Origin of the sequence: Arthrobacter sp. 9V, from assembly GCF_902506065.1 — a bacterium.
Taxonomy (GTDB): domain Bacteria; phylum Actinomycetota; class Actinomycetes; order Actinomycetales; family Micrococcaceae; genus Arthrobacter.
In genome coordinates this window covers 1,464,308-1,489,463 of sequence record NZ_LR732912.1, presented here as the reverse complement: position 1 = coordinate 1,489,463, position 25,156 = coordinate 1,464,308, and the positions used below count along the sequence as shown (strand labels likewise).

The following is a 25,156-nucleotide window of genomic DNA, read 5'->3' as shown; positions in this document are numbered from 1 at the left end:
TTCTACTTGCCGGGCTCCGAAGCTTCGAATGTTTCCCTCCAGGATTCCATGGACGTGATCTCAGGAAGGGCGTCCCGGTACTGAGCCCGAAGGGTCTCCCAGTTTGAGAAAAGCTGAGCATGAAGTTTGGCCGATTCGACCACCAGCTGCCGTGCCATCTTGGGATCCCGCAAATGCCAGGAAGCTCCGGTGCCGTCCGCGTTCGACACCACGGCACTGTCCAAGTGAGCCAGGCTCCACCATTTGCCATCCTGATGGGCCACGTGTGCCTCGGGGTTGGCCTTGGCGGTATCGCGCACGGGGGCCAGCGTCTGCTTAAGGACAGTCTTCACTGCCCAAGGAAGCAGGCCCAGCGCGCCGGGCTGCTTGTAGGACTGCGGCTTCTTGGGGGGACGCTTGCGGAAGACTTCCGGGAACGCCGCGGGGTCGGTCTTGACCTGCGAGTCCGGGAACTCCTCGCGCATAGCGCGGAGCTTCGGCATGGTGGTGGGCAACTGTTTGTGCAGGTTACCCGGTCCGGCCAGCACATCGCGAAGAGCCATCACACGGGCCTGCTCCGGGTAGTACTGCATGGACACCAGGTGCTTGACGTCCGTGTTCAAGCTCTCCCGCAAAATACGTCCACCCTTGGGGAACGGGGAGTGCAGGAGCGTCGCAATGAGACGGTTGCGCTCGTGGTAGTAAGCCTGCCAGTCCACGGAGTCGTCTTTATCAGCCCAGGAGACATGCCAGACCGCTGCGCCGGGGAGGGTCACTGTGGGGAAGCCGGCTGCGCGGCCCCGAAGGGAGTACTCAGCGTCATCCCACTTGATGAACACAGGAAGGGACAGGCCGATGGTTTCCACTACGGTCTTGGGGATAAGGCACATCCACCAGCCGTTGTAGTCCGCGTCCCAGCGGCGGTGAAGCTGCGGCGTGGAACGCAAACCTGCATTGGAGAAGTCGTGATTGCCGAGTCCTTCCACCGGACCCCAGAGGAACCGGTAAAAGTTAACAACCTCGGAGTATGCGTGCAGGACTGACTTGTTGTACATGTCGAACATGTGGCCGCCAACGATGGTCGGCTTGCGGCAGAGGTCGGCAAACGCCACTGCGCGCATAACGCCCTCTGTTTCAAGTTCGATATCGTCGTCCAAAAGCATGACGTAGTCGCTCTTGTCGGAAACCACCATCTCGTACATGTTCCGGGCGAAACCGCCCGAGCCGCCCAGGTTGCCCTGGTTGATGATTCGGAGCTGGTCACCCATGGACTCCGCCACGGTATCGAACCCGGCTTCGTCGGCTACCTTCTTATTGCCCTGATCAACAATGATGAGCTCGGCCAGGATCTCCCGGAGGCCGGCGTCAGCATCAATGGACTTGATGGTTTCGAGGCAGTAGTCGGCGCGATTGAACGTTGTGACGCCCAGAGTGACACGACCCTGCGGGCGTCCCTCGTCCGGGACGGCCCAGTGAGCGCTCTTGAGCGTCATGCCGTCACCGCCGGCAATGAGGTCGAACCAGTACCAGCCGCCGTCGCCAAAGGGAGCCAATGTCAGCTCGAAATTATTGGTGGACGAGCCGTCCACCAAAATCGAATCAACACGCTGGGCTGCGCCACGAGCGTTGGAACGGTAAACGATGACCGTTCCTTCACCCTCGGTTTCAATGTGAAGCACCGTCTTCGAAGCGATGGTCCACTTACGCCAGTAACTGGCAGGGAACGCGTTGAAGTAGGAACCGAAGGAAAGGCGCTCACCACGGCGGACCTGGACTGAGCCGCGGCCCAGGATGTCCTCCGGGTGGAGTTTACGTGCCATGCCGATCGCCTGCACATCGGCGCTCCCGCCGCTCCTTTGAACCTTGTTGGTGTCAGGATCCACATACAGCGGCAATGTGTCGAGGTCGCGGTTGGCGGGAAAAATCACGCGCTGGACAATCCGCAGGTTCTGTTCCGTGGATGCCGGGGTTTCAGCGGCAGTAGTGGCCGTCATGGCGATCTCCTGGCTTTCGTTTGTTGTAGCGGTCATGCGTCCACTCCCCCGCTTTCAAGCTTGGCTCCGCCGGTAAAGTGCGGCTTGATCTTGTTGTCGTACATGGACAAAGCCGAACCAATGGCCATGTGCATGTCGAGGTACTTGTAGGTTCCAAGACGGCCACCAAACAGAACCGACTTCTCTCCCTTGGCAAGATCACGGTAAGCCAGCAGCTTCTGACGGTCATCGGAGGTGTTTACGGGGTAGTAGGGCTCGTCACCCTTCTCCGCAAAACGCGAGAACTCACGCATGATGACCGTGGCGTCCTTGGTGTAGTCGCGCTCAGGGTGGAAGTGACGGAACTCGTGGATGCGCGTGAAGGCGGCATCAGCGTCCGGGTAGTTCATTACTGCACAGCCCTGGAAGTCCTCGATCGGCAGGACTTCTTCTTCGAGATCGATGGTGCGCCACGACAAATCGCCTTCGGCGTAGTCAAAGTAGCGGTCAACCGGACCTGTGTAGATGACCGGCACCTGACCCAGGACAGAGGACCGGCCAAACTCGCCGTCGTCGAAGAAGTCCGTGTTCAGAACAACTTCAATGTTCGGGTGATCCGCCATGCGTTCAATCCAGGCGGTGTAGCCGTCTACCGGAAGACCCTCGTACGTGTCGTTGAAGTACCGGTTGTCGTAGTTGTAGCGCACGGGGAGCCGCGAGATGATCTCAGCGGGCAGGTCCTTCGGGTCCGTCTGCCACTGCTTTCCCGTGTAGTGCTTGATGAAGGCCTCGTAGAGGGGACGGCCGATGAGCTGGATCCCCTTGTCATTGAGGTTCTGCGGATCGGTGCCTGCAAGCTCGCCGGCCTGCTCGGCGATGAGAGCCTTTGCTTCCGTGGGGCTCATGGCCGAGCGGAAGAACTGGTTGATGGTGCCCAGGTTAATAGGCATGGGGTACACCTCACCCTTGTGGCTGGTGTACACCTTGTGCTGGTAACTCGTGAACTTGGTGAACCGGTTCACGTATTCCCACACACGTTCATTTGAGGTGTGGAAGAGGTGGGCACCGTAGCGGTGTACCTCAATTCCGGTCTTCGCCTCATTCTCGCTGTAGGCGTTTCCACCAATATGGTGGCGGCGATCGAGCACCGCAACCTTCAGCCCCAACTCGGTAGCGGCGCGTTCTGCAATGGTCAGGCCAAAGAAACCCGAGCCGACGACGACGAGATCAGCGTTCACAAACTCTCCTGTGTATTGGCGTGCGGGCACAGAGATGCCCACGTCTACTGGTCAAGGCTACCCGACGTTACGATCGTTCCTCGATTCGGCGGCACGCGGCAACCGGGCAACAATTGTCCGAAAAAACGAACGGGAGGCTGGGCACAAGGCCGGCCTCCCGTTCGATACTGCTAAGAGAACAAGGCTACAGCGAGATCACGGAGCCTGTACCTGCTGACTCGAGCACGGCCTCAGCAACGCGAAGGGTCTCAAGGCCCTCGGCCATTGTGACAATGTTCATGGACTTTCCGAGCACAGCGTCACGGAATGCTTCGTGTTCCATTTTGAGCGGTTCGCGTTTTGCCAGGGCAAAGCGCGTGGACGATCCCTCAGACACGCCGCGGAATGCCGCAACAGAGTCCCAGTCGGTCTGGAAAGTCCCATTCTCGATGAAAGTCAGGTCAGCCGAAATCGTATCGGCGATGTAGGCACCCCGCTCACCCAGAACCACAGTGGTGCGCTCCTTCATGGGCGAGAGCCAGTTGACGATGTGGTTGGTGACGACGCCGCTCTTGAGATGACCAATGGCGGTGACCATGTCCTCGTGCTCGCGGCCGCTCCTGGACGTTGTGTGTGCCACGACGTTCACGAAGTTGCTCTGCGCAAGCCAGGCCGTGAGATCGATGTCGTGGGTTGCGAGGTCCTTGACCACACCGACGTCAGCGATGCGGGATGGGAACGGACCCTGGCGGCGGGTCGAGATTTGGTAGACCTCACCGAGGTCGCCGTTGCCGAGCCGTTCGCGGAGGCTTTGCAATGACGGGTTGAAGCGCTCAATGTGGCCGACCGCCCCAATCAAACCGCGCGAGTCAAAAGCCTCGGCAATACGTCGGCCGGACTCGGAGTCGTTGGCAATGGGCTTTTCCACCAAGCAGTGCACTCCGGCTTCAGCCAATTGCAGCGCCACTTCTTCGTGAAGGACAGTTGGCACTGCGGCTACAGCCATATCGATTCCCTGCGCGATGAGCTGTTCAACCGAGCTGCAGACCTCAAGTCCACTGGCTACGTTGTGAGGATCCCCGAAGGAATCAGCCACGGCAACGAGGTCAACGCCTTCAAGCTCGCGAATAACGCGGGCGTGGTGACGGCCCATCATCCCCAGTCCGATGAGACCTGCACGCAAATTTGCCACTAGCTGCCTGCCTTCGCAATGGCGTTGACCGCGGAAACGATCCGGTCAAGATCGTCCTGGCTCAGCGACGGATGTACCGGGAGCGACAATACGCTGGCCGCGGCTTCCTCCGTAACCGGCAGATCATCCGAGGTCTGGAAAGGAGCGAGACGGTGGTTCGGGATGGGGTAGTAGACGCCGCAGCCCACGTTGTATTCCTCGCGCAGTGCCTTCGCGAAACCATCACGGTCCTCAGCTATGCGGATGGTGTACTGGTGGTAGACGTGCTCGTAGCCTTCAGCCACCTTCGGAGTGACGACGCCTTCGATGTTGGCGTCAAAGAAGGCAGCGTTTTCCTGACGGGTCTTGGTCCAGGCGTTGATTTTGGTCAGCTGCACGCGACCGATCGCCGCGTGGATGTTGGTCATGCGGGCGTTGAAACCAACAAGTTCATTTTCGTACTGGCGCTCCATGCCCTGGTTACGAAGCAGACGGAGACGACGCTCGACGTCGGACAGGCCGGTGCTGACCATGCCACCTTCGCCGGAGGTCATGTTCTTGGTGGGATAAAGGCTGAACATGGCAAAGTCACCGAATGTACCCACCTTTCGGCCGTTGACTGCCGCGCCGTGCGCTTGGGCTGCGTCTTCGAAGACCTTCACCCCGTGCTTGGAAGCGACAGCGCCGATTCCATCCACGTCGAAAGGGTGGCCGTAGAGGTGGACGGGCATGATGGCCGCCGTGCGATCCGTGATTTTCGATTCGACGGACGCGGGATCCAGGGTGTAGTGGTCCAGGTCCACGTCAGCGAAGACAGGAGTCGCGCCCGTCAATGCCACGGAGTTGGCTGTAGCGGCGAAAGTGAAGGACGGAACAATCACTTCGTCACCGGGGCCGATGCCCGCGGCCAACAGACCAAGGTGCAGACCGGACGTACCGGAGTTGACTGCTACGGCAGCCCTGCCATCGAGGAGGACCTGCGAGAATTCCTGCTCAAAGGATGCGACCTCCGAGCCCTGGGCGAGTTGGCCGGAGGCCAGCACGGCCTCTACTGCCTTGCGCTCGTCATCACCGATGATGGGTTTAGCGGGGGGAATGAATTCGGGGCTCATGCCTCTACCTCTCGAAGGGTCTCGTTCTGTTCAACATATGTGGCGCCGGTCTCCGGGCATACCCAGTTCCCGCCCTGGCGCTGCAGCGGGAAACCGGCCTTTCCGACCCAACCGTGGCGCTTGGCCGGAACTCCGACCATCAGGGCAAAATCAGGGACGTCTTTGGCGACAACAGCACCGGCAGCCACTGTGGCCCATCGTCCTATTGTCACTGGAGCGACGCAGACGGCACGGGCACCGATCGACGCACCTTCACGAATGGTGACACCAACGGGCACCCAATCGTGAGCGCTCTTCAGACCGCCGTCCGGGCTGACCGCCCGGGGATAAGTATCGTTTGTGAGTACAACAGCCGGGCCAATGAAGACGCCGGCTTCCAGCACTGCGGGCTCGTAAACAAGTGCATAATTCTGAACTTTGCAGTTGTCCCCCATCTTGACCCCGGTGCCAATGTAGGCTCCGCGTCCTACGATGCAATTGACGCCCAATTCGGCCTGCTCGCGGACTTGGGCCAGATGCCAAATCTTCGATCCATCACCAATTACCGCCTTGTCTGAAACATCGGCGCTCTCTGCAACCACTATCACCGGTGAAGGTCCTTCCTCATTGAGCACACGCGACAACGAGATTCATCTTAGCTGAGACACCAAGCCACGGTGTCAAGGCGGCGCGTGTATGAGCTCTGGGAAAAGTTGTCCACATAGGCCAAAACGGCCCCGGCGCTTGGGTTCGCTGGCCCGTAGCGTGAAGTGTGTCAGTCCGACGAACAATATCCGCCAAGTTGCAGAGGAAGAACCCATGGCCTTGGAGTGCACATTGGTACGCGCCCCTGGTGCCGCTGAAACTACGGAACCGGAGGAGCTCAGCATCGCCGTCCCGGAGGGCACATCCGGGACTCACATCCAGCAGCTTTTGACGGATGCACGCGGAACAGGCCTTCTCTCCGTCAGGGGTCAACCTCTGACCAGTCTTACGGTGGGAGAACCGCCTCTTATCCCGGGCGCTGTTCTTGTCGATCATGCTCCGCTTCACCGAGAGGAAAAGGATACGTCCTCTTCCCTGATGCTGCTGACCCACTCAGGGCCCGGCGCAGGAGCCATCTTCAACATTCAACGAGGCCGATATCGAATCGGCAGGGCTTCGGCCGAAATTTCGGTAGCGGATCCCGGGATGTCCAGGGAACACGCGATCTTGGAAGTGTCCAGCACCTCCATCACGCTGAGGGCTGCGGGCCGCTCGAATTCAGTGATTGTGGACAATCGATCCATAAATCAGGCTTTGCTGACGTCCTCGTCCACGGTCCAGTGCGGAAGCTCCACCTTTACCGTCCTCACAGACAGCGGTCCTCAACCTCGGATTACCAGTGAATCAGGGCTGTCTATTGAACAACCCCTGCAAATACGTCATTCCCGCCGCAACGGAAACCGGCTGGCCATGGTGTTGGCAGCCGGGCTGCCCTTGGTGGCCGGAGTCGGTCTTTCCATGGCCACAGGAATGTGGATGTATTTGGGATTTACCGCGATCTCAGCGATCAGCCTTCTCGTCCCGTTGACCACAGGGCGGAAAGGCCGCGTGGAGGGCAAATTGGCCATAGCGCGCGCAGTTCAGGACGACATCGAACGCCGACGCCGTTGCTCGCCGTCGGCGGCAGAGCTGATTGCTGCAGTCCACAGTCCGGCCTCAGTGGAACAGTCGTCGATGCAACGTGTAGGGAGAGAGGCGCCTGCCCCCACGCCGACGGCTTCAGCGGCAGAATTCCTCCCCTATGGACCCGGGGCATGGCTCCGTCTCGGAATCACACAAGCGGTGGCAAACATCCAGCTCATTCCTGACGATGCACACTTTCGGCAGCCGCCCATTGGGGGCGCAGCGATCACCTTGGATCCCAAATACCCCGAAGTAACCCTTTGTGGACAGCCTCACCATACAGATGCACTTCTGCGCTTCGTCTTGATGCAGCTAGCCGTTTTCCCCAGTGCCGCACGGACGTCTGTCATTGTTTTGGGCCGAATCAGCAGGTTGCCTTTGAGTGCCCGGTTCCTCCCTCGGGTTACGCTGACAAACAGCCCAGCCACCGCCCTTGCCACCCTGCAACAGGCGAACGGCGAGATGAACGGCAAGCTCTTCATGGTGGATGACCTTCCACCTGAAGACGCGGAATTCCAGCTGTCCCTTGTGGAGGCCGCACGAACGGCCGGGTGGCAAGTGCTCCGATGCTGCGTTTCCTCCCAAAGTACCGCGCCGGTCATCAAGCTCTTGCCATCAGGAACTGAAGGCTACTTGAAGGCGGGCGGGGAGCCCCGGGCGTTCGTTCCAGACTTGGTATCCACCGAAGTCTTCGACAGTTTCTGCCGTCAGGCGCGGGCCGCTTCGTTTGGCGAAGGCCCTGTTACGGGCATGGCGATTCCGGAAGAATGTTCACTCGCTGAATTGCTTCCCCTGGGCCAGCGAAGAGTCCTCCGCAGGTGGACCAAGGCGGCCGGGATGCCCGGCCCCAGCGCCATGCTTGGCACAGGCAACAACGGTCAGGTGGCCTTTGACTTCAAGCTCGACGGGCCGCATCTTTTGGTGGCCGGAACCACGGGTTCCGGTAAATCCGAACTTCTCAGGACCCTTGTGGCATCCATGGCCCTCAGTCATTCTCCGGATCACACAACTTTCCTTTTCTTTGACTTCAAGGGCGGGTCCGGGTTGCAGCCACTTGCACGCCTTCCTCACTGCGTTGGCCTTCTAACAGACCTCAGCAAGCACCACTTGGAGCGCGCCCTTGTTTCACTGCGCGGAGAGATCCGATACCGCGAAGAGCTATTCGCTGCCGCCAACGTCCCTGATCTTGGGCAGTATCGAAGTGCAGCCTCCTCCGGCGACGCCAATGTTCCGTATCTGGTCCTGGTCATTGATGAGTTCCGCATGCTGGTAGACGAGGCTCCCAGCACGCTCCGTGAACTCATGCGCATCGCCACCATCGGGCGGTCCCTGGGCATTCATTTGGTCATGGCTACGCAGCGTCCCCAAGGGGCTTTGACCGCCGATATCCGGGCAAACGTGACCTCAAGCATCGCCATGCGCGTGCAATCGGAAGCGGAATCCATGGACATCATCAACACGAAGGCAGCTGCCCACATACGGTTAGGGAGCCCGGGTCGGGCGTACCTCGCCAAAGCTTCGAGTAGCCCGGAAGAATTTCAAACAGCTTCGCTCGCGCTTTCACCCCACACCGCCGTATCCGACAACACCGGCCTTGGCAGTCCCCGGCAGGCCGTACTGTCGGCTGCGCTTGCTTTGCAGCAGCGTTCCGGGGTCCGTTATGTGGCCAGTGAGCAAGGTTCCCTCCCGGATTCCGGTCCCGAGGAAGTCGTTTCAATAGTCCGCGAGGCTTGGCGGTCACTGGGCAAGCCCCTCCCCAAACGTCCAATAGCAGCGCCACTGCCCATATCGATTCCCTGGCACGAAGACGTACCTTCGAAAGCCGCTGCCTCCGGCATGGAGGACAAATGGACAGTGGGACCGCTGGCAATCGTCGACCACCCTACCCACCAATTGATGGAACCGCTGCTGTGGTCCCCCTCCGAAGACGGCCATCTGGCAATGATCGGCAGTGACTCCAGCGGCATGCGGGACTGCTTCAGGGCTGCGTCGGCAATGCTGGCTATCCGGAAGCCACAACCCCACCTCTACATCCTCGACGCTACCGGCATGCTGGGTCACCTCGACGACGAGCTTCCCATCGGCGCCGCAGTTGGCCTGCACCAACTGCACCTGGCGGCGCGGGTCCTGCAGCGCATCGCCGCAGAAATGGAACGTCGTCGCAACCCTGGTGTATTCGGGGCGGGCAATCCGCCCTTGGTCTTGATAGTGGCCGGGTGGTGCTCGTGGGCTACTGCATTGAGGACCGGACCGTTTGGTTATGCAGAAGGAATCCTGCAGGACATCGTCAGGGACGGTAGTTCCCTTGGCGTTACAGTTCTCATCTCCGGGGAAAGGGAGCTCGTCAGCTCACGCTTTTTTGCCGCAATCCGGAATCGGGCGTATTTCCCTGCGGGCTCCACTGAAGAGTCGCGCTTCCACTGGCCGCGCCTTCCGGACGTGGAGCCAATTCCGGGGCGCGCCGTGGTCATGGGAAGTTTCACTAAAGCAGACAGTACTGTGGCCCAGTTCCGCGGGGCGCCGGTGGATGGGCACTGGCCCTTCGATGACCTTGTGCTTTCCGAACCGCCGTTCCGGATACGCCCGCTCCCCGACCATATCAACGCAGAGGATTTTCGGGCTTTGCTGGCCAGATTTCGGGGGCCGGAAGCGCTGGCCGGGTCCTACGCCGGGCCGGCACTCCCTTCAGAGCACCCCCGATTCGCGCATGGCGATGTGCAGGTTCGACTGTGGGTCGGCGTAGGTGGGGACGAAGCCGTCCCCGGATCCTTGCCCCTGGGCGCAAACGGAGTCAGCATCATCCTTGGCGGGCAACGTTCCGGAAAGAGCTCTGCTCTGGCATCACTTCAAGCCCTGAACCCATCGGTTTCATGGGTTTTCCCACCGAATGCGTCAACAGCCGGCACCTTTTGGCTTTCCGTGGCGCGCGAGGCTGCAACGGGGACCCTCGCCGCCACCAGCATCCTTCTCGTGGACGACGCCGATTTACTTGATGCTCAAGGCCGTCAGGCTCTGGCTGGCTTGGTCGGAAAAGTCCGCGGCATCATCCTCACGGCACAGCCAGGGCCATCTCTGCTTTTACACCTCCCGCTTGCAAAGGAAGCGCAGAGCTCCGGCACGGGTTTGGTGTTAGCGCCCGGAACACCTCATGACGGAGACCTCCTCGGAGTAAGACTTGAAGCCGATCGCACCGGGCGCCCCGGGCGTGGATTTCTCATCGCAGGTGGGGAGACAACGCCCTTTCAAGGAGTGTTTACCGGACGAGTCCCCGGTGTTCAGAGCGCAGCTGACGTTCCTCCGGTTCGTGAGGCATAGGCCACAACGTCTTTCTGAAAGAGGAAAACAATCGCAACCAAGGCCGGGACCAGCATCGCCAGTCCCTGCCACACCAGCCCGCCGGTCATTGTGGGAAAGCCGATGGTCAGGGCAAATAATTGGGCCACCAATGCTGCTGCACGCGTCCATCTATAGCCGCGGAACAAGAAGTGGCCTACCGCGAACAACCACACAGAGAAGGCCAGCAGTAACCCAAGCGTGAAGATCGCTCCCCAAAAAGTCAGCACAGGAGCACCGCTAAGAAGTTCAAATGCGTACCATGCAGCGGCACCGAGGAGGGCGAGTGCTTCAAGCACAACAACCACTGAGATAATCACAATTCCCAGGGGCCGGCGAGCTGGGCCGGGTCTGTTCGAAGCGAGGCTTCCCGTCGCTTTGGAATCATCGCTTCCGTCCGGGCCGGAAGCGGGCTGGGCTGAGTTTACGGGAGGTCTTGACACACTGGCACACTACCGGACATAGTCATCTAGCAGTGAGGGCACTGGCGGCTGATGTGATGCATCGCTCACGGATTCCGAGCATTTCGACCACTAACACCCCTTGTTTACAAGGCGTTAACATGAAACGCTTGACTCAGACGACCAAGGGGGCCCATGCGGGCCCCTTTCCTTTGGAGCCTCTCGTGAATGTTTTCACAAAAGGCCCTTCTAGTTCTCACGAATGGAGTGACTGATCAGCATGGATTGGCGTAATCGCGCAGCCTGCCTCGACAAGGACCCGGAGCTCTTCTTCCCAGTAGGCAACACGGGACCAGCACTTCTGCAAATCGAGGAAGCCAAAAGCGTCTGCCGCCGCTGCCCCGTTGTGGACACCTGCCTGCAGTGGGCCTTGGAGTCCGGACAGGACGCCGGCGTTTGGGGCGGAATGAGTGAAGACGAGCGACGCGCGCTCAAGCGCCGCGCTGCCCGCGCACGTCGCGCTTCCTAAACCCCAGGACCGAAAACGGCCGCGGACCATATGGTCCGCGGCCTTTTCGTTGGCTTCTGTTCCCTGAACAGTCACCCGAGCCTCGCCAGGCTACGCCCTGGCGAGGTTAAGGACGATCTCGACGGCGGTTCCGCCTCCTTCGCGCGGGATCCATTGGATGGACCCACCGAGTTCACTAGTCACGAGTGTACGAACAATTTGCAGGCCCAGCCCCTCGACGTACTGGCCGTCCGGCAGGCCTACGCCATCATCTGCAATGGTGACGGTCAGGAACTCGTCGTCGCCCTCGCCTTCTGCTCTGTCTGCCAGCAGCCACACCGTTCCTGTACGCCCCTCAAGTCCATGCTCAACGGCGTTGGTAACCAGCTCATTGATGACCAAAGCCAGCGGAGTGGCAAAATCGCTGGGCAACTCCCCGAAAAGGCCCGAACGTTCAGTCCGCACTTGCTGGGACGGGGAGGCTACTTCCGCGGACAGCCGGAACTGGCGCCCAATCAATTCGTCGAAGTCCACGCTCTGCGTCAGCCCCTGCGAAAGAGTTTCATGGACGAGCGCGATGGTTGCCACGCGTCGCATCGCTTGCTCCAAGCCCTGTTTGGCTTCGTCACTGACCATTCGCCGCGATTGCATTCGTAGAAGAGCTGCCACGGTCTGAAGGTTGTTCTTGACCCTGTGATGGATTTCCCGGATGGTGGCATCCTTGGTAACAAGCTCCATCTCCCTTCGCCGCAATTCTGAGACATCGCGGCAAAGAACAAGGGCTCCGAACCGGTGCTGTTCATCGCGCAGAGGGATGGCTCGCAGCGAAAGACTGACACCCCTGGATTCAATTTCACTGCGCCAAGGCATACGGCCTGTCACCACCAAGGGCAGTGTCTCATCCACCATCCGCCTGTCCTTCAGGAGGCCGGCCGTCACCTCCGCCAGCGAACGACCTTCCAAGGATTCCACTTCACCGAGTCGGCGGAAGGCGGAGACGCCATTCGGGCTGGCGTACTGCACGATGCCGTCGGCGTCGAGTCTGATGAGTCCGTCGCCTACTCGCGGCGCTCCTCGACGGGAACCCGTCGGAGAGGCAAAATCCGGCCATAGACCCAACGTCCCCATCCGCAGAAGATCATAAGCGCACTGGCGATATGTCAGTTCCAGCCTCGAAGGCATGCGTGAGCTCGATAAGTCCATATGGGACGTGACAACCGCGAGTGTCCTGCCGTTGCGCACCATCGGTACAGCCTCAACGCGGAGTGCCATCTCGCTGCTCCAACTCGTTTCACTGGAGCGCTCGATCGACCGGCTGTTCCACGCCTTTTCTACCAGCGGGCGCAGATCCGAACGGATGCCCTCGCCCACGAAGTCCGCGTGGAACACCGTATGCGATGTGGACGGACGGACGTGGGCGAGGGCAATGTAGCCGAATTCCGGATGCGGAAACCACAGAGCAAGATCCGCAAAAGCCAAGTCAGCAACCATTTGCCAGTCACCGACGAGGAGGTGCAGCCATTCGGCATCTCCAGGCCCGAAATCAGCGTGTTCCCTGATGGGGTCTGTAAAGATTGCCACTGCACCTCCATTTGCGACGCCGGGACTGACCCTAGCGTCGAACGATTGACCTCAAGAGCCTTAATGCTACCGACAGTGAAGCCATGTCGTCGGCTTCAAGCGCGTTGACCTCGTCGAACATGGTCTTGGCGCGCCCCAACTGTTCGGCATTTTGGCCTTCCCATTCCCTGAGGCGATCCTCAGCCACGGTGCCTGACGCTGTCGATTCAAGGACCGACGTCGTCATATCCGCCACTGTGGAGTACAGGTCGTCCCGAAGGGCTGCCCGCGCCAGGGCCTGCCAGCGGTCATCGCGGGGCAGGGAACTGATGCGTTCCAGGAGCGAATCCACATGGAAGCGGTTGAACACCGTGTAGTACACGTGCGCGACGTCCTCCACGCCTTCTTTTCCGGTTTGGGCAATTCGCGCAATGTCCAACAGTGCGTAGCTCTCGAACAGCTCCGCCCACCTGTGTGCCAGGTGATCCGGCAATTCCCAGCCACGGGCTTTATCCAACCAACCCGAGATGCGTGTCTTGTCCTCGCCGCGGAGGTAGTCCAGAAGCTTGGCCCGCAGAGGAGCCAGCATGGGCTTAAAGGATTCCACCACGTCAGCTATGGGCTGTGACGCCATCCCCTGCCCCAGGACCCAACGAACTGCCCGGTCAAGCAGGCGTCGGATGTCCAGGTGGACTTCACTCCAGTGTTCGGTCGGGAACGATGCCGGAAGCGCATTCAGCTCAGCCACCATCGGATCCAGATCATAGATTTCACGCAGAGCAACAAAAGCCTTGGCTACCGCTACCTCGTTGGCTGAAGTTTCTTCTATGGCCCGGAAAGCGAAGGTTATGCCACCCAGGTTGATGATGTCGTTGGCAACCACCGTGGCAATGATCTCGCGCCGTAGCGGGTGCGTGTCCAGCTCAGCGTCGAACTTCTCCCGCAGCTGCTTCGGGAAATAGTCACGGATGGTGTCCGCAAACCAAGGATCATCCGCGAGGTTGCTGTCCCGCAATGCTGCAGCGAGCTCGATCTTTGCGTAGGCCGCCAAGACCGCCAGCTCGGGCGAGGTGAGTCCTTGTCCCTGCTCCAGCCTCGAGCGCAGCGTTTCAGTGGTGGGAAGTGCTTCCAGATCGCGCTTGAGATCCGCGGACTTCTCCAGCCAGTCCATGAGCCTCTCGTAGCTCGGGCTCCAGTCCGCCACACGCGTGCGGTCATTGAGAAGCAGGATGTTCTGGTCGATGTTGTCCTGCAGGACAAGCCTTCCCACCTCATCGGTCATATCGGCCAGGAAGCCGGCTCTTTCTGCGGCGTCAAGTTTGCCTGCCGCAACCATTCGGTCAACGAAGATCTTGATGTTGACCTCATGGTCAGAGCAGTCCACGCCAGCGGAGTTGTCGATGGCGTCGGTGTTGAGGATGACCCCTTGCAACGCGGCTTCAATGCGGCCCCTTTGCGTCAGGCCCAGGTTGCCTCCTTCGCCCACGACTTTGACGCGCAGGTCCCGGCCATCTACGCGGATGGCGTCATTGGCTTTATCACCCACGGCAGCATGGGTTTCGGAACTGGCTTTGACGTAAGTGCCGATACCACCGTTGTAAAGAAGGTCTGCCGGCGCGAGCAGGATCGCACGGAGAAGTTCCGGCGGGCTCAGCTGAGTAGTTCCGTCCGGCAAACCCAACGCCTTGCGAACCTGCTCCGAAACCGGGATGGTTTTGGCTTGACGTGGGTAAACGCCGCCGCCTTCGCTGATAAGCGTCCGGTCATAGTCGTCCCAGGAAGACCGGGGCAGCTCGAACAACCTCTGCCGCTCCTCGAACGACGCAGCAGCATCAGGTGCGGGATCAAGGAAGATGTGGCGGTGGTCAAAGGCGGCAAGCAACCGGATATGACGGGAAAGCAGCATGCCATTGCCGAAGACGTCGCCGGACATATCGCCAACGCCAACAACCGTGAATTCCTCCGTCTGGGTATCAAGGTCGAGTTCGCTGAAGTGCCGTTTGACTGACTCCCATGCTCCGCGCGCAGTGATGCCCATGGCTTTGTGGTCGTAGCCCACAGAACCGCCGGAAGCAAAGGCGTCACCCAGCCAGAAGCCGTACTCGGCAGCCAGCCCGTTGGCGGTATCGGAGAACGTAGCGGTGCCCTTGTCCGCTGCCACAACGAGGTATGAATCGTCACCGTCGTGCCGGACAACGTCCGACGGCGGCACGAGCCTTTCGCCCTCTGCTGAGGTAACAAGGTTGTCCGTGATGTCCAGAAGGCCCCGGATGAACGTCTTGTAGCTCTCGATTCCTTCAGCCATCCACGCGGCCCTGTCCACCGCCGGATTAGGAAGCTTCTTGGCGAAGAAACCGCCCTTGGCGCCCGTGGGAACGATGACGGCGTTCTTGACGGTTTGCGCCTTGACGAGGCCCAGGATCTCGGTCCGGAAGTCCTCCCGGCGGTCGGACCAACGTAGGCCACCGCGGGCTACCTTGCCGAACCGTAGGTGCACACCTTCGACTCTCGGAGAGTAAACCCAGATCTCGTACATGGGGCGTGGGAAGGGAAGACCCTCAATGGATGTCGGGTCCAGCTTGAAGCTGAGGTAATCCTTGTTTTGGTAGTAATTAGTCCGCAGAGTCGACTCAATAAGGTTCACGAAGGTACGCAGGACCCGGTCCGCATCCAACGTGGCCACCTGGTCAATCGACTCCGCGAGTGCTGTCCGCGCTGCAGCCTGACGTTCGGGCCGTTGCTCTTCGGCAACAGAGGGGTCAAAGCGCGCGGAGAAGAGCTCGTTAAGCCCCCGCGCAACGTCAGGGTTACCCAAGAGCGTGTCAGCGATAAATCCGAACGAGTTGGTGTTGCCCATTTGCCGCATGTACTTGGCGTAGGCGCGGAGCACCACCACTTGACGCCAGTGGATGCCTTCGCGGAGCACCAGCCGGTCAAAGTTGTCCGACTCGACAGCGCCCGTGATGGCTGCGCCGAAGGAATCGCTCAGAAGCTCCCCTGTGGCCAAGGGGTCCACACCCGCAGGGTACTTGAGTCCGAGATCGTACAAGAAGAAGTCGCGATGATCTGAGGTTTCAATTTCGAAGGGCCGCTCATCCAGGACCTCAAGGCCGAGGTTGTGGAAGTAGGGAAGGATTTGGCTAAGGCTCTTGGGCTCCATCAAGTAAAGCTTGACCCGGGCATCCTCTTCCAGGGCATCACCGGCACCCTCGGGAAGATATACGTGGACGCCGGGCCTGATTTGCTTGGTAACCCGTCCTGCCCGCTCTGCCTGCGCCCCGTATTTCTCGAAGCGTTCGATGTCCTCAAGTGCGTCTTCCACTTCGTAGTCGACGCGGTAGCCGGCAGGGAACGCCTCGGCCCATAGCGCAGACAGGACATCGGCGTCCGCGGAAGACCGGTGCTCGCGGAGAACCTCCGAGATGCCTTCGCTCCAGGACCGGGACGCACGCATAAGCCGTTGTTCCAGCTCTTTGACGTCGACTTCGGCCAGTTCAGCTGTGCGGGGCAACCTGATCCGGAAGAAAACACGAGCCAATGCCGACTCAGTGATCCTGGCCTCGTAGTCGATGCTCTCGGCGTGGAACGTTTCGCGAAGTTCCTGCTCGATCCGGAGGCGAACGCTGGTGGTGTATCGGTCACGGGGCAAGTAGACCACTGCTGACATGAACCGGCCGTAGATGTCCGGACGCAGGAACAGCTTGGTCCGCCGACGCTCCTGGAGTCGCTGGATCCCCGTGGCCGTGGCGGCCAGATCGGGAATCTCGATCTGGAAGAGTTCGTCGCGGGGGTACGTTTCAAGGATCCCTAGAAGATCTTTGCCGGAATGGGAGTCGATGGGGAAACCGGCGTTCCGAAGAACAGCGTCCACTTTGTCCCGAACGATCGGAATACTGCGCACGGATCCGGTGTACGCACTTGTTGCGAAAAGTCCGATAAAGCGGCGTTCGCCATTAACGTTGCCCATCGCATCGAAACTTTTGACGCCGATGTAATCGAGGTAGGCGGGTCGGTGCACTGTGGAGCGCGAATTCGCCTTGGTAATCACCAGGGCGCGCTTCTCCCTTGCGCGCTTACGGCCGGCATCGGTGAGGTGCTGGACTTGACGCGTGGTGTCCCCGGCGCGCAGAAGCCCGAGACCGCTGTCCTCACGGAGCTGAAGAACATCCTCACCGTTCTCATCCACGAGGTCGTATTCGCGGTAACCAAGGAACGTGAAGTTTCCATTGTCGAGCCAACGCAAGAGGTCTTGTGCTTGCCTGAGTTCGGCCACTTGCTCAGGGTGGGTGACTCCGCCCAACGCCTCCGCCAGCTCGAGCGCCTTGCTGCGCATCTTGGGCCAGTCCTCTACAGCGGCCCTGACGTCGCCGAGAACGCGCTGGAGCCCGGCGATCAGTTCGTCGCGCGCATCATCACTCACCCGGTCAATTTCGACCGCGATCCATGACTCCATATGTGAGGCGTTATCGCCATCGCCCAGGAGATGGGCGATGCTGGGGAGCGCAGCGGTGTCGCCACTTGATATGCCAACGTTCGAAGGGACCCTTGAAATGCCGCTGAGCTCGCCTGACTCCCGATCCCGGGTGACTACGAACAACGGGTGCATCACTAAACGGATTGCGCAGTTCTGGCGAACAAGTTCTGCATTGACGGAGTCAACGAGGAACGGCATATCGTCAGTAACAATATAAACGACGCTCCGTTCGGGCTCACCGGCGATTTGGACGACGGCGTTTCCGGGTCGACGCGACTGGGCCACATCTCTGTGCTTGGTTGCCCGCGCAATCAAGACCTCAGGTGAATACGCTCGTGCATCCTCCTCTGCAAGGTGTTCATAGTAGTCACCGAAGAACCCTTCACGGACAACTGCTGCATCGGACCGATCCTCCACGCTGGATCCTGACGACATCTACAAACGCCTCCATCACATGTTGATTGCTGCGACTCTGCAGCCCACAACTCGACCCTAGCGCTTTAGGAGGTGCAAAGCTCTGATAGTTCGGCCAAAGGAACTGTCATTTTGCTGGACGGGTGCACAGACCAATGCGGCTATGGCCCTTCTTAAAGCCGAGTCAGGTGCGATTTCCATCAGCACCATGCCTGACCGGAGGGCGGCATCACAGGCCCCGGGGTCAGCTGGTAGATAGGCATCAACCCCTACTCCCGGGCCGTACCGGTCCCAGGCATCGTCCAGTTGCTGGTTGGGCGAATGGCCTACCGCCGAGCGTTTCACCTTGTTCAGCACAACACGGGGGGATACCTCCGGAAGCGCGGATTCAAGCTCCGCCAGGCCCCGTACCAGACGCGGTACTCCAATCGCATCCGCTGCACCTATGGCAAAGACGACATCGGCCATTTCCAAGCTGCGCAGTGTGGCAGCATTCCGGCGCGGAGCCAAAGTGTCGAAGCTAAGCTCTTCATCAGATTCCAAGCAGAAACCTGTGTCAACCACAACATGATCTGCCAATTGCCGGGCCGCATCCAGAACCGTCGAGACGGCCCCCGCCCTGAGTTCGGTCCAACGATCCGCCCTGGTGGTACCCGTGAGAACCCTGAATGTCCCGCCTTTAGTGAAGACGGGACTGGCCACCGCGCTGAGAGCTTCAACGTCGAGCAAGCCTTGGTCCGCCAATCGGCAGGCCTGGGCCATGCCTGCTGACTCATCCAAGAGGCCGAGCACAGCCGATACGCTTGCACCGTAACTGTCAGCATCCACGAGAATGACCGATTTTCCCTCCGCTGCCAGCTCCGCAGCGATGTTAACGGCGAGGAGCGTTCTTCCCGGAGAGCCGATCGGTCCCCACACGGCGATGATCTGACCCCCTCCCCCGGGCGCAGCCTCATCCACAGGGTCCGTCACGGGCATCAACTTCAGGCCCGCCCCTGGATCTGCAAATCCGGCGTCTCGAGCGGGCACAGGCCCGCTTTGTCGGCTCTGGCGACCCACCGCCTCCGAGATTTTGGCAGCGAGATCGGCAGCCTCGATGCCCGTCACAGCCGGTACTGCGCCTATGGAGGACAGTCTCCTGGTCTCAGCCGGATCATCCGTGAGGGCAATGATCGACACACCCACAGCCCCGAGGCGATCAACCAGCGTAGTGGTGAGTTCCTCGCAACCTTCTGCCACGACAGCGGCCACAGCGAGGCCGCTTTGGCAGGCAGCAATAAGTTCAGCAAGCTCCGAACAACGGCGAACCACGGTCACGGGGCCGTGCAATCGCTCCAACCCGCCCACCACTGCCTCCTGGGCAGAACCGACAGTAACAACAGGAATGCTCATCGGACTACGCCTGCGGGATTCCAGACCACTGAGACCTTAGCCTTGTTGGCCAGGGCACCCAGCAATTTTGGCATCTGCTCGTCCGTCACCAGCACCATCACCACAGTGGTTTTGGCCGATCCCAAGGTGGAATTTCCGGCAGTCATCGCGGCAATCTCAGCGCTCGGCAAAAGCAGTTCCGGTTCATCAAAAGCACTGCTGGAACCCGGCATTGAAACCCAGACGTCAACCCTGGCACCTGGAACAGCCTGCGCAGGCAGTTCTTCCTCCATGGCAATGGCCACGGGTTTGCGGTCCAACGCGTCAGCAAGCCCAAGGCTGTCGCGAGGGATCAAGTGATTCTTGCCTATCCGCTGCAGTGCAACTTTGCCCTCTACGAGCCCATGCTCCACAGTAAGGTAGCCGGCTTCGACGTCATCCAAGCGCACCTTGACAATGGAAAGGTCCTCCGGCGTGATCGTCTGGCCTACCGCGATGTCATCCCTGGCCGCGAAAACCTGCGTTGTCCTGTCGGCAGTGCCTACCAAGGCAATGACCCCTGCGATGGAGCCGAGAACCAACAGGATTCCGATAAGTAGCCGGGGATCTTTCCATGACGGCTTCTTTAGCCTGGCGGCGACGCCGGCACTTTGACCCATTTTCCTGCTCCCCCGCTATGAGTTACGGCATGGCAAAAGCGCCTGCCTTCCTATTCTTACCGGCGCGTTTTCGCGGATCCAAAGCCATTGCCCCCAAAAGGGCCGAAACTGTGGATAACTACACCAAACGGCAGCAACGGTGGCAAAATGAAGCCATGCCCCGATTCCTGACTCTTGCGGACGTCGCAGAACAACTTCAAATTAATTCACCTCAGGCCTATGCCTTGGTCCGCAGCGGCGAGCTGAAGGCCATTCAAGTGGGCGGCCGGGGACAGTGGCGCATTGAGGAAAAGATGTTGGAGCAATACATTGAGGATCGCTACGCAGAAGCAGGCCGCATGATCGAAGAGGCCAAGGTCAAGACCGGCCGATCCTAGCCACTGCCGCTGCTGAAGCTCTGGTTGCCCGCTGAACAAAGCGCCGCCAACGAACCGAAGGGGATGGTCATGACCGTTGCTACATTGCCGGCCCTTCGCACTTCGCCGTGCTGGAGGACTGCAAGGTCAAAGTAATCCCGACCCACCCTGTCCATCACTCCCTGCACCTTGTATCCATCACCTGCCGCCACCTTCAGATGAACAACCAACTCAGCGCGGTCCCGCGCCAGCGCCCTTAGCGCAGAAGCGATTCCCAGCGACTGCTGTATCCGCGATTCAGACTTCAGCGCCACTCTCCCCAGGCCTTGGTAAGACAGTATGGAGGAAAGAGGCAACAACCACTGCCGCACCTTCTCCGTCAGAACGAGCCATTCGCTTCCCACGTGGCTCAGCCGTCCACGTAAGACCCGTCCGTCAATGAGGACGACCTTGATTTCCGCTCCCAGGGCTCCACGGAGACGGTCCCCCAGTTCGATGCCTGCGAGCTCAACCCTTGCCCGCTCTGTTATTTCGGCTTCGGCCTCCAAGGCACGCGCATCCGAGAATTGTCCTTCCAAATCGCTGAAGAGAGAGTCCCATCTCATGTGGTCAGACTAGGCTGCATCATAGGTGCGTCGCGAATCCTTGAGGTACATCAGGATTGGAAGTAGACACAACAACGCAAATGTGTTCAGAATGTGTAAATTAGATCAAACTGCATCAAAGTGCATCAAACAAAGCATGGGGGCTTCAGTGGTAAAGGCATGGCGTAGTGACTTCGCCCTCGCAGCATTCGTTTTCGGCTTGGGGATCACCTTAGTAGTTGTAGGTAATATGCTCCTGGCGCAGTGGCAGGATGCTGAGCGGCACAGGCAGAATTTCACCTTCGAACACCTTCTCGGTTTTTCTGCCAGCGCCGCAGGACTGTCGGTTGTCGCATGGTGGGCGCTGACCTTCCTGATAGCCTTCCTGGCCTCGGTGTTGCATCGAACTGGGCGCAGGAAAGGAGCTGACTTCCTCTCCAAGTTCAGTCCGGCCTTTATGTTGCGGCTCGCGGCGGCTGTCATGAGCCTGAATGTTCTGGGCGTAGGCGTAGCCCAAGCGGATATCGTGTCACCTGAGCCAGGCTGGCATAGTGCGTCTCCCCACAACATGGCGCCCGGGCAAGCGGCATGGAAGCCTGGTTCCTTGAATCGGGTGAGTTCCACTCCACCGTTCTCCGAAGACATCCATGCCTCCCGGTCCAATGACCCGCGGTGGCACCCGAGGACTCCCGTACCCGATCCGGGGCTGCTCAGCCGACAGTCGATGCGCTCAACCACCCTACCGGCAGAGGCAGCCGTCGTGGTCAGGGATGGCGATTCGCTCTGGTCTATTGCGGCCTCCAGGTTGGGACCCTTTGCCACCGACGTGGAGGTCGCACGGACGTGGCCCAAGTGGTACTCCGCCAACCGGGCAGTCATCGGAAGCGACCCCGCTGTGCTGCTTGCGGGGCAGATTCTCCAACCACCCGCACCAAGCTAGCCACCCGCACCAAGCCAACAGTGCCGGGCCTACAGTGCCCGCCTTCTTTACAAGGACCGTCCGCTCAGGGGCAAACGTCCACATTCTCAAAACCAATTCCTAGCGTCATCCCAGCAGAAGCCATCGAGCAAAGCGTCCCCACGCTGCAGCTCATGTAGTGAATGCCAGAGGTATGACCATGACCCTTGCAACAACAACCCGACCAGCAAAGCGTACGAGCACATCACGTACAACACCTGCGATCGGCCAGGGCACACCGGACATCGACGTCCGACTCGTTGCCCGGAGCATTGCGCAGGCAGCCCTGGAAGTACTGGCAGGCACCCGCCCTGTGCACCAACTCTCCCGCTCACTGGATTCGGACTGCTACGTGTCCCTCCAGCATCGTGCAGCATTGACGCGAAAGCACGCAGCCAGAAGCCGAGGTACTTCTCAACCGCACCGCAGTCCCATGGTCCGTTCCGTTCGGGTCTGTTCCATTTCCGCATCCATTTGTGAGGCAAGCATCGTAGTGGCGGAAGAACAGCGGTGCCGTGCCGTTGCCATGAGGCTGGAGCGGCTGGATGGAGTTTGGCAGGTTACCGCGTTGGAAATTGGGTAGGCACAACCAGTCAAAGCCTCGGTATTAGAAGGGTGAAGCCCGGACGTTTAGTCCGGGCTTCACCCTTTTAAGAGGTCACATAACGGTAGCGGGCTAGCGACGCTTCTTCTTTGCCTGTTTCCGCTGGTCCTGGCTCGCCGCTTTGGCAGGATTGCCTGAGCGTCCAGATGCCCGCCCCTCGATGCGTGTCTGAGTCGCCCCATCTTCTCCAGGCGCGGTGTACTGGAGCTGTGCAGGCTTCTCCGGCGCTTGAAGGCCGGCCGCGCGGATTTGCGGATCGTGATGCTCTGTATGTGCGCCCGAGGCCGAATCGTCTGCTACTACAACGTCTTCAGCCGGTGTTACTTCAACTTCGAGGTTGTAGAGGAAGCCAATGCTTTCCTCGCGAATGGCTTCCATCATGCTTTGGAACATGACAAACCCTTCGCGCTGGTATTCCACCAGGGGATCGCGCTGGGCCATTGCACGGAGCCCGATTCCCTCTTTGAGGTAGTCCATCTCGTAGAGGTGTTCCTGCCATTTGCGGCCAAGGACCGAGAGGACCACCCGGCGCTCAAGCTCGCGCATGCTCTCGGAGCCGATGGCTTCTTCCCGCGCCTGATAAACAAGGCGGGCGTCGGAGAGGATCTCCTCCCGCAGGAACTCTGCAGTGACCCTGGACTTACCGCCTGCCTCGTCAATGATTTCCTCGGAAGTCACGGTTGCCGGGTACAAGGTCTTGAGGTTTGCCCACAGCTGGTTGTAATCCCAATCGTCGCCGGACCCCTCGGCAGTCGCGGCATCAATGAGCGAGTTGATGGTGTCTTCCAGGAAGAACTGGACCTTTTCGTGCAGGTCATCGCCTTCAAGGATCCTACGACGGTCACCGTAAATGGCTTCACGCTGGCGGTTCAGGACGTCATCGTATTTGAGGACATTCTTGCGCTGCTCTGCGTTGCGGCCCTCTACCTGGCCTTGGGCCGATGCGATGGCACGGGACACCAGCTTCGACTCCAGCGCGACATCGTCAGGCACGGAGCTGTTCATGAGTCGTTCGGCCGCACCTGAGTTGAACAACCTCATGAGGTCGTCCGTCAGGGAGAGGTAGAACCGGGATTCACCGGGGTCGCCTTGGCGTCCGGAACGTCCACGTAACTGGTTATCGATCCGCCGGGACTCGTGGCGCTCGGTGCCAAGGACATACAAACCACCAAGGTCCAAAACTTCTTCGTGCTCGTCCTTGACCGCTTGTTTGGCTGCGGCCAAGGCCTCCGGCCACGCGGCCTCGTACTCTTCCGAGTTTTCTTCAGGATCCAGCCCGCGCTTGGCAAGTTCGGCAATGGCCGTGAACTCGGCGTTGCCGCCGAGCATGATATCCGTACCGCGGCCCGCCATGTTGGTTGCAACGGTAACTGCGCCCTTGCGCCCGGCTTGAGCCACGATGGACGCTTCCCGCGCGTGGTTCTTGGCATTCAAGACTTCATGACGGATGCCTTCTTTGGCCAAGAGCTTTGAGAGGTACTCGCTCTTTTCAACACTGGTGGTACCTACGAGGACGGGCTGGCCCTTCTCATGCCGTTCAGCGATGTCCTGAACGACAGCATCGAACTTAACCACCTCATTCTTGTAGACGAGGTCCGGCTGATCGATGCGCTGCATGTCGCGGTTTGTGGGGATGGGTACGACGCCGAGCTTGTACGTGCTCATGAACTCTGCGGCTTCGGTTTCGGCAGTACCGGTCATACCAGCCAGCTTGGAGTACATGCGGAAGTAGTTCTGGAGTGTCACTGTGGCGAGAGTCTGGTTCTCTGCCTTGATCTCTACATTCTCCTTGGCCTCAATGGCCTGGTGCATACCTTCGTTATAACGACGCCCGGCAAGGATTCGGCCGGTGTGCTCGTCAACGATCAGGACCTCGCCGTCGAGGATGACGTAGTCTTTGTCCCGCTTGAAGAGTTCTTTGGCCTTGATCGCATTGTTGAGGAAGCCGATCAGCGGGGTGTTGGCGGATTCGTAAAGATTCTGAATACCAAGGTAGTCCTCTACCTTTTCAATGCCGGCTTCCAGCACACCCACGGTTCGCTTTTTCTCGTCGACCTCATAGTCGACGTCGGGCTGCAATCGGAGGACCACTTTGGCAAATTCGCTGTACCACCGGTTGGTGTCACCTTGCGCGGGACCGGAAATGATCAGGGGTGTGCGTGCTTCATCGATCAGGATGGAGTCGACCTCATCCACGATCGCGAAGTTGTGCCCGCGCTGGACCAGTTCACTGGCATCCCAGGCCATGTTGTCGCGCAGATAATCGAAGCCGAATTCGTTGTTAGTACCGTAGGTGATATCAGCGGCGTACTGCTCCCGGCGCACAGTGGGGTCCTGGTTGGACAGGATGCAACCACTGCTAAGTCCAAGGAACCGGTAGACCCTGCCCATGAGTTCGGACTGGTACTCGGCAAGGTAGTCGTTCACGGTGACAACGTGGACACCCTTGCCCGAAAGCGCATTGAGGTAGGCAGGAGCTGTGGCAACAAGGGTTTTGCCTTCACCGGTTTTCATTTCCGCGATGTTGCCAAGGTGTAGCGCGGCGCCACCCATGAGCTGGACATCGAAGTGCCTCATTCCCAAGGTCCTTGAGGAAGCTTCGCGGACAGCGGCGAAGGCTTCCGGGAGGAGTGCTTCCAAGGTTTCGCCATCTTGGTGACGGGACCTTAGCCGGTCCGTTTCCTCACGGATTTCAGCGTCCGAGAAGGACTTGAAAGTGTCTTCCAGGGCATTGATGGAATCGGCATAGTTCCGCAGTGTCTTGAGTGTCTTTTTGTCACCCGTGCGGAGAAGTTTTTCGATTAGTGATGCCACGTGAAATTGCTCCCAGTCTCA

General features: G+C 59.7%; 17 protein-coding genes. 5 read left to right on the top strand and 12 right to left on the bottom strand.

Features of this window, described 5'->3' with window-relative positions; translation table 11 throughout:
• Positions 1–2: 2 nt before the first annotated feature.
• The 5 genes from BACI9J_RS06965 to BACI9J_RS06945 all read right to left on the bottom strand — a co-directional run bounded on the left by BACI9J_RS06965 (position 3) and on the right by BACI9J_RS06945 (position 6,066).
• A complete protein-coding gene (locus BACI9J_RS06965) occupies positions 3–2,009 on the bottom strand; it encodes a glycosyltransferase (protein WP_159733750.1) in 2,007 nt (668 codons plus the stop codon).
• Positions 2,006–3,190: a UDP-galactopyranose mutase gene (glf, locus tag BACI9J_RS06960; protein WP_159733749.1), complete on the bottom strand. Its 1,185-nt coding sequence runs from the start codon at positions 3,188–3,190 to the stop codon at positions 2,006–2,008. Before glf ends, BACI9J_RS06965 begins: the two co-directional genes overlap by 4 nt.
• A 184-nt stretch (positions 3,191–3,374) precedes the next feature.
• Complete coding sequence (locus BACI9J_RS06955) at positions 3,375–4,361, bottom strand: Gfo/Idh/MocA family protein (RefSeq protein ID WP_159733748.1); 987 nt, start codon at positions 4,359–4,361, stop codon at positions 3,375–3,377.
• Complete coding sequence (locus BACI9J_RS06950; RefSeq protein WP_159733747.1) at positions 4,361–5,452, bottom strand: DegT/DnrJ/EryC1/StrS family aminotransferase; 1,092 nt, start codon at positions 5,450–5,452, stop codon at positions 4,361–4,363. Before BACI9J_RS06950 ends, BACI9J_RS06955 begins: the two co-directional genes overlap by 1 nt.
• Entirely contained in the window at positions 5,449–6,066 is a 618-nt protein-coding gene (locus tag BACI9J_RS06945) for an acyltransferase (protein ID WP_159736386.1), read from the bottom strand. The genes BACI9J_RS06950 and BACI9J_RS06945 overlap by 4 nt, the downstream gene beginning before the upstream one ends.
• A gap of 184 nt (positions 6,067–6,250) precedes the next feature.
• On the opposite strand from BACI9J_RS06945, the gene BACI9J_RS06940 reads away from it, so the two are divergent.
• Entirely contained in the window at positions 6,251–10,414 is a 4,164-nt protein-coding gene (locus BACI9J_RS06940) for an FtsK/SpoIIIE domain-containing protein (RefSeq protein ID WP_159733746.1), read from the top strand.
• Here the strand turns inward: BACI9J_RS06940 and BACI9J_RS06935 are convergent.
• Complete coding sequence (locus BACI9J_RS06935) at positions 10,375–10,752, bottom strand: hypothetical protein (protein ID WP_442858636.1); 378 nt, start codon at positions 10,750–10,752, stop codon at positions 10,375–10,377. The two genes, BACI9J_RS06940 and BACI9J_RS06935, sit on opposite strands and share 40 nt — an antisense overlap.
• 361 nt (positions 10,753–11,113) lie before the next feature.
• On the opposite strand from BACI9J_RS06935, the gene BACI9J_RS06930 reads away from it, so the two are divergent.
• Positions 11,114–11,362, top strand: a complete 249-nt coding sequence (locus tag BACI9J_RS06930) for a WhiB family transcriptional regulator (protein ID WP_003804966.1) — start codon at positions 11,114–11,116, stop codon at positions 11,360–11,362.
• A gap of 90 nt (positions 11,363–11,452) precedes the next feature.
• Here BACI9J_RS06930 and BACI9J_RS06925 read toward each other — a convergent pair whose 3' ends face one another.
• Genes BACI9J_RS06925 through BACI9J_RS06910 form a run of 4 tightly spaced genes read right to left on the bottom strand, consistent with a single transcriptional unit; the run spans position 11,453 to position 19,819 of the window.
• Positions 11,453–12,922, bottom strand: coding sequence for a sensor histidine kinase (locus tag BACI9J_RS06925; protein ID WP_159733744.1), 1,470 nt, complete (start codon positions 12,920–12,922; stop codon positions 11,453–11,455).
• A gap of 31 nt (positions 12,923–12,953) precedes the next feature.
• A complete protein-coding gene (locus BACI9J_RS06920; protein ID WP_159733743.1) occupies positions 12,954–17,810 on the bottom strand; it encodes an NAD-glutamate dehydrogenase in 4,857 nt (1,618 codons plus the stop codon).
• 57 nt (positions 17,811–17,867) lie between these two features.
• On the bottom strand, positions 17,868–19,181 hold the full coding sequence (locus tag BACI9J_RS06915) for an AAA family ATPase (protein WP_159733742.1): 1,314 nt from the start codon (positions 19,179–19,181) through the stop codon (positions 17,868–17,870).
• Positions 19,178–19,819, bottom strand: a complete 642-nt coding sequence (locus tag BACI9J_RS06910) for an SAF domain-containing protein (RefSeq protein ID WP_159733741.1) — start codon at positions 19,817–19,819, stop codon at positions 19,178–19,180. Before BACI9J_RS06910 ends, BACI9J_RS06915 begins: the two co-directional genes overlap by 4 nt.
• 155 nt (positions 19,820–19,974) lie before the next feature.
• Here BACI9J_RS06910 and BACI9J_RS06905 point away from each other — a divergent pair, with 155 nt between their 5' ends.
• Positions 19,975–20,196, top strand: coding sequence for a helix-turn-helix domain-containing protein (locus BACI9J_RS06905; protein ID WP_159733740.1), 222 nt, complete (start codon positions 19,975–19,977; stop codon positions 20,194–20,196).
• On the opposite strand, the gene BACI9J_RS06900 is transcribed toward BACI9J_RS06905, so the two are convergent.
• Entirely contained in the window at positions 20,193–20,780 is a 588-nt protein-coding gene (locus BACI9J_RS06900; protein WP_159733739.1) for a hypothetical protein, read from the bottom strand. The two genes, BACI9J_RS06905 and BACI9J_RS06900, sit on opposite strands and share 4 nt — an antisense overlap.
• Before the next feature lie 136 nt (positions 20,781–20,916).
• Here BACI9J_RS06900 and BACI9J_RS06895 point away from each other — a divergent pair, with 136 nt between their 5' ends.
• Positions 20,917–21,699, top strand: coding sequence for a LysM peptidoglycan-binding domain-containing protein (locus BACI9J_RS06895; protein ID WP_236558544.1), 783 nt, complete (start codon positions 20,917–20,919; stop codon positions 21,697–21,699).
• Between the two features lie 178 nt (positions 21,700–21,877).
• On the top strand, positions 21,878–22,300 hold the full coding sequence (locus BACI9J_RS06890) for an Rv3235 family protein (RefSeq protein ID WP_236558542.1): 423 nt from the start codon (positions 21,878–21,880) through the stop codon (positions 22,298–22,300).
• 93 nt (positions 22,301–22,393) lie between these two features.
• Here BACI9J_RS06890 and secA read toward each other — a convergent pair whose 3' ends face one another.
• Positions 22,394–25,135 carry a preprotein translocase subunit SecA gene (gene secA, locus BACI9J_RS06885; protein WP_159733737.1) on the bottom strand — a complete coding sequence of 914 codons (2,742 nt, stop codon included), beginning with the start codon at positions 25,133–25,135 and terminating at the stop codon, positions 22,394–22,396.
• Between the last annotated feature and the right edge of the window lie 21 nt (positions 25,136–25,156).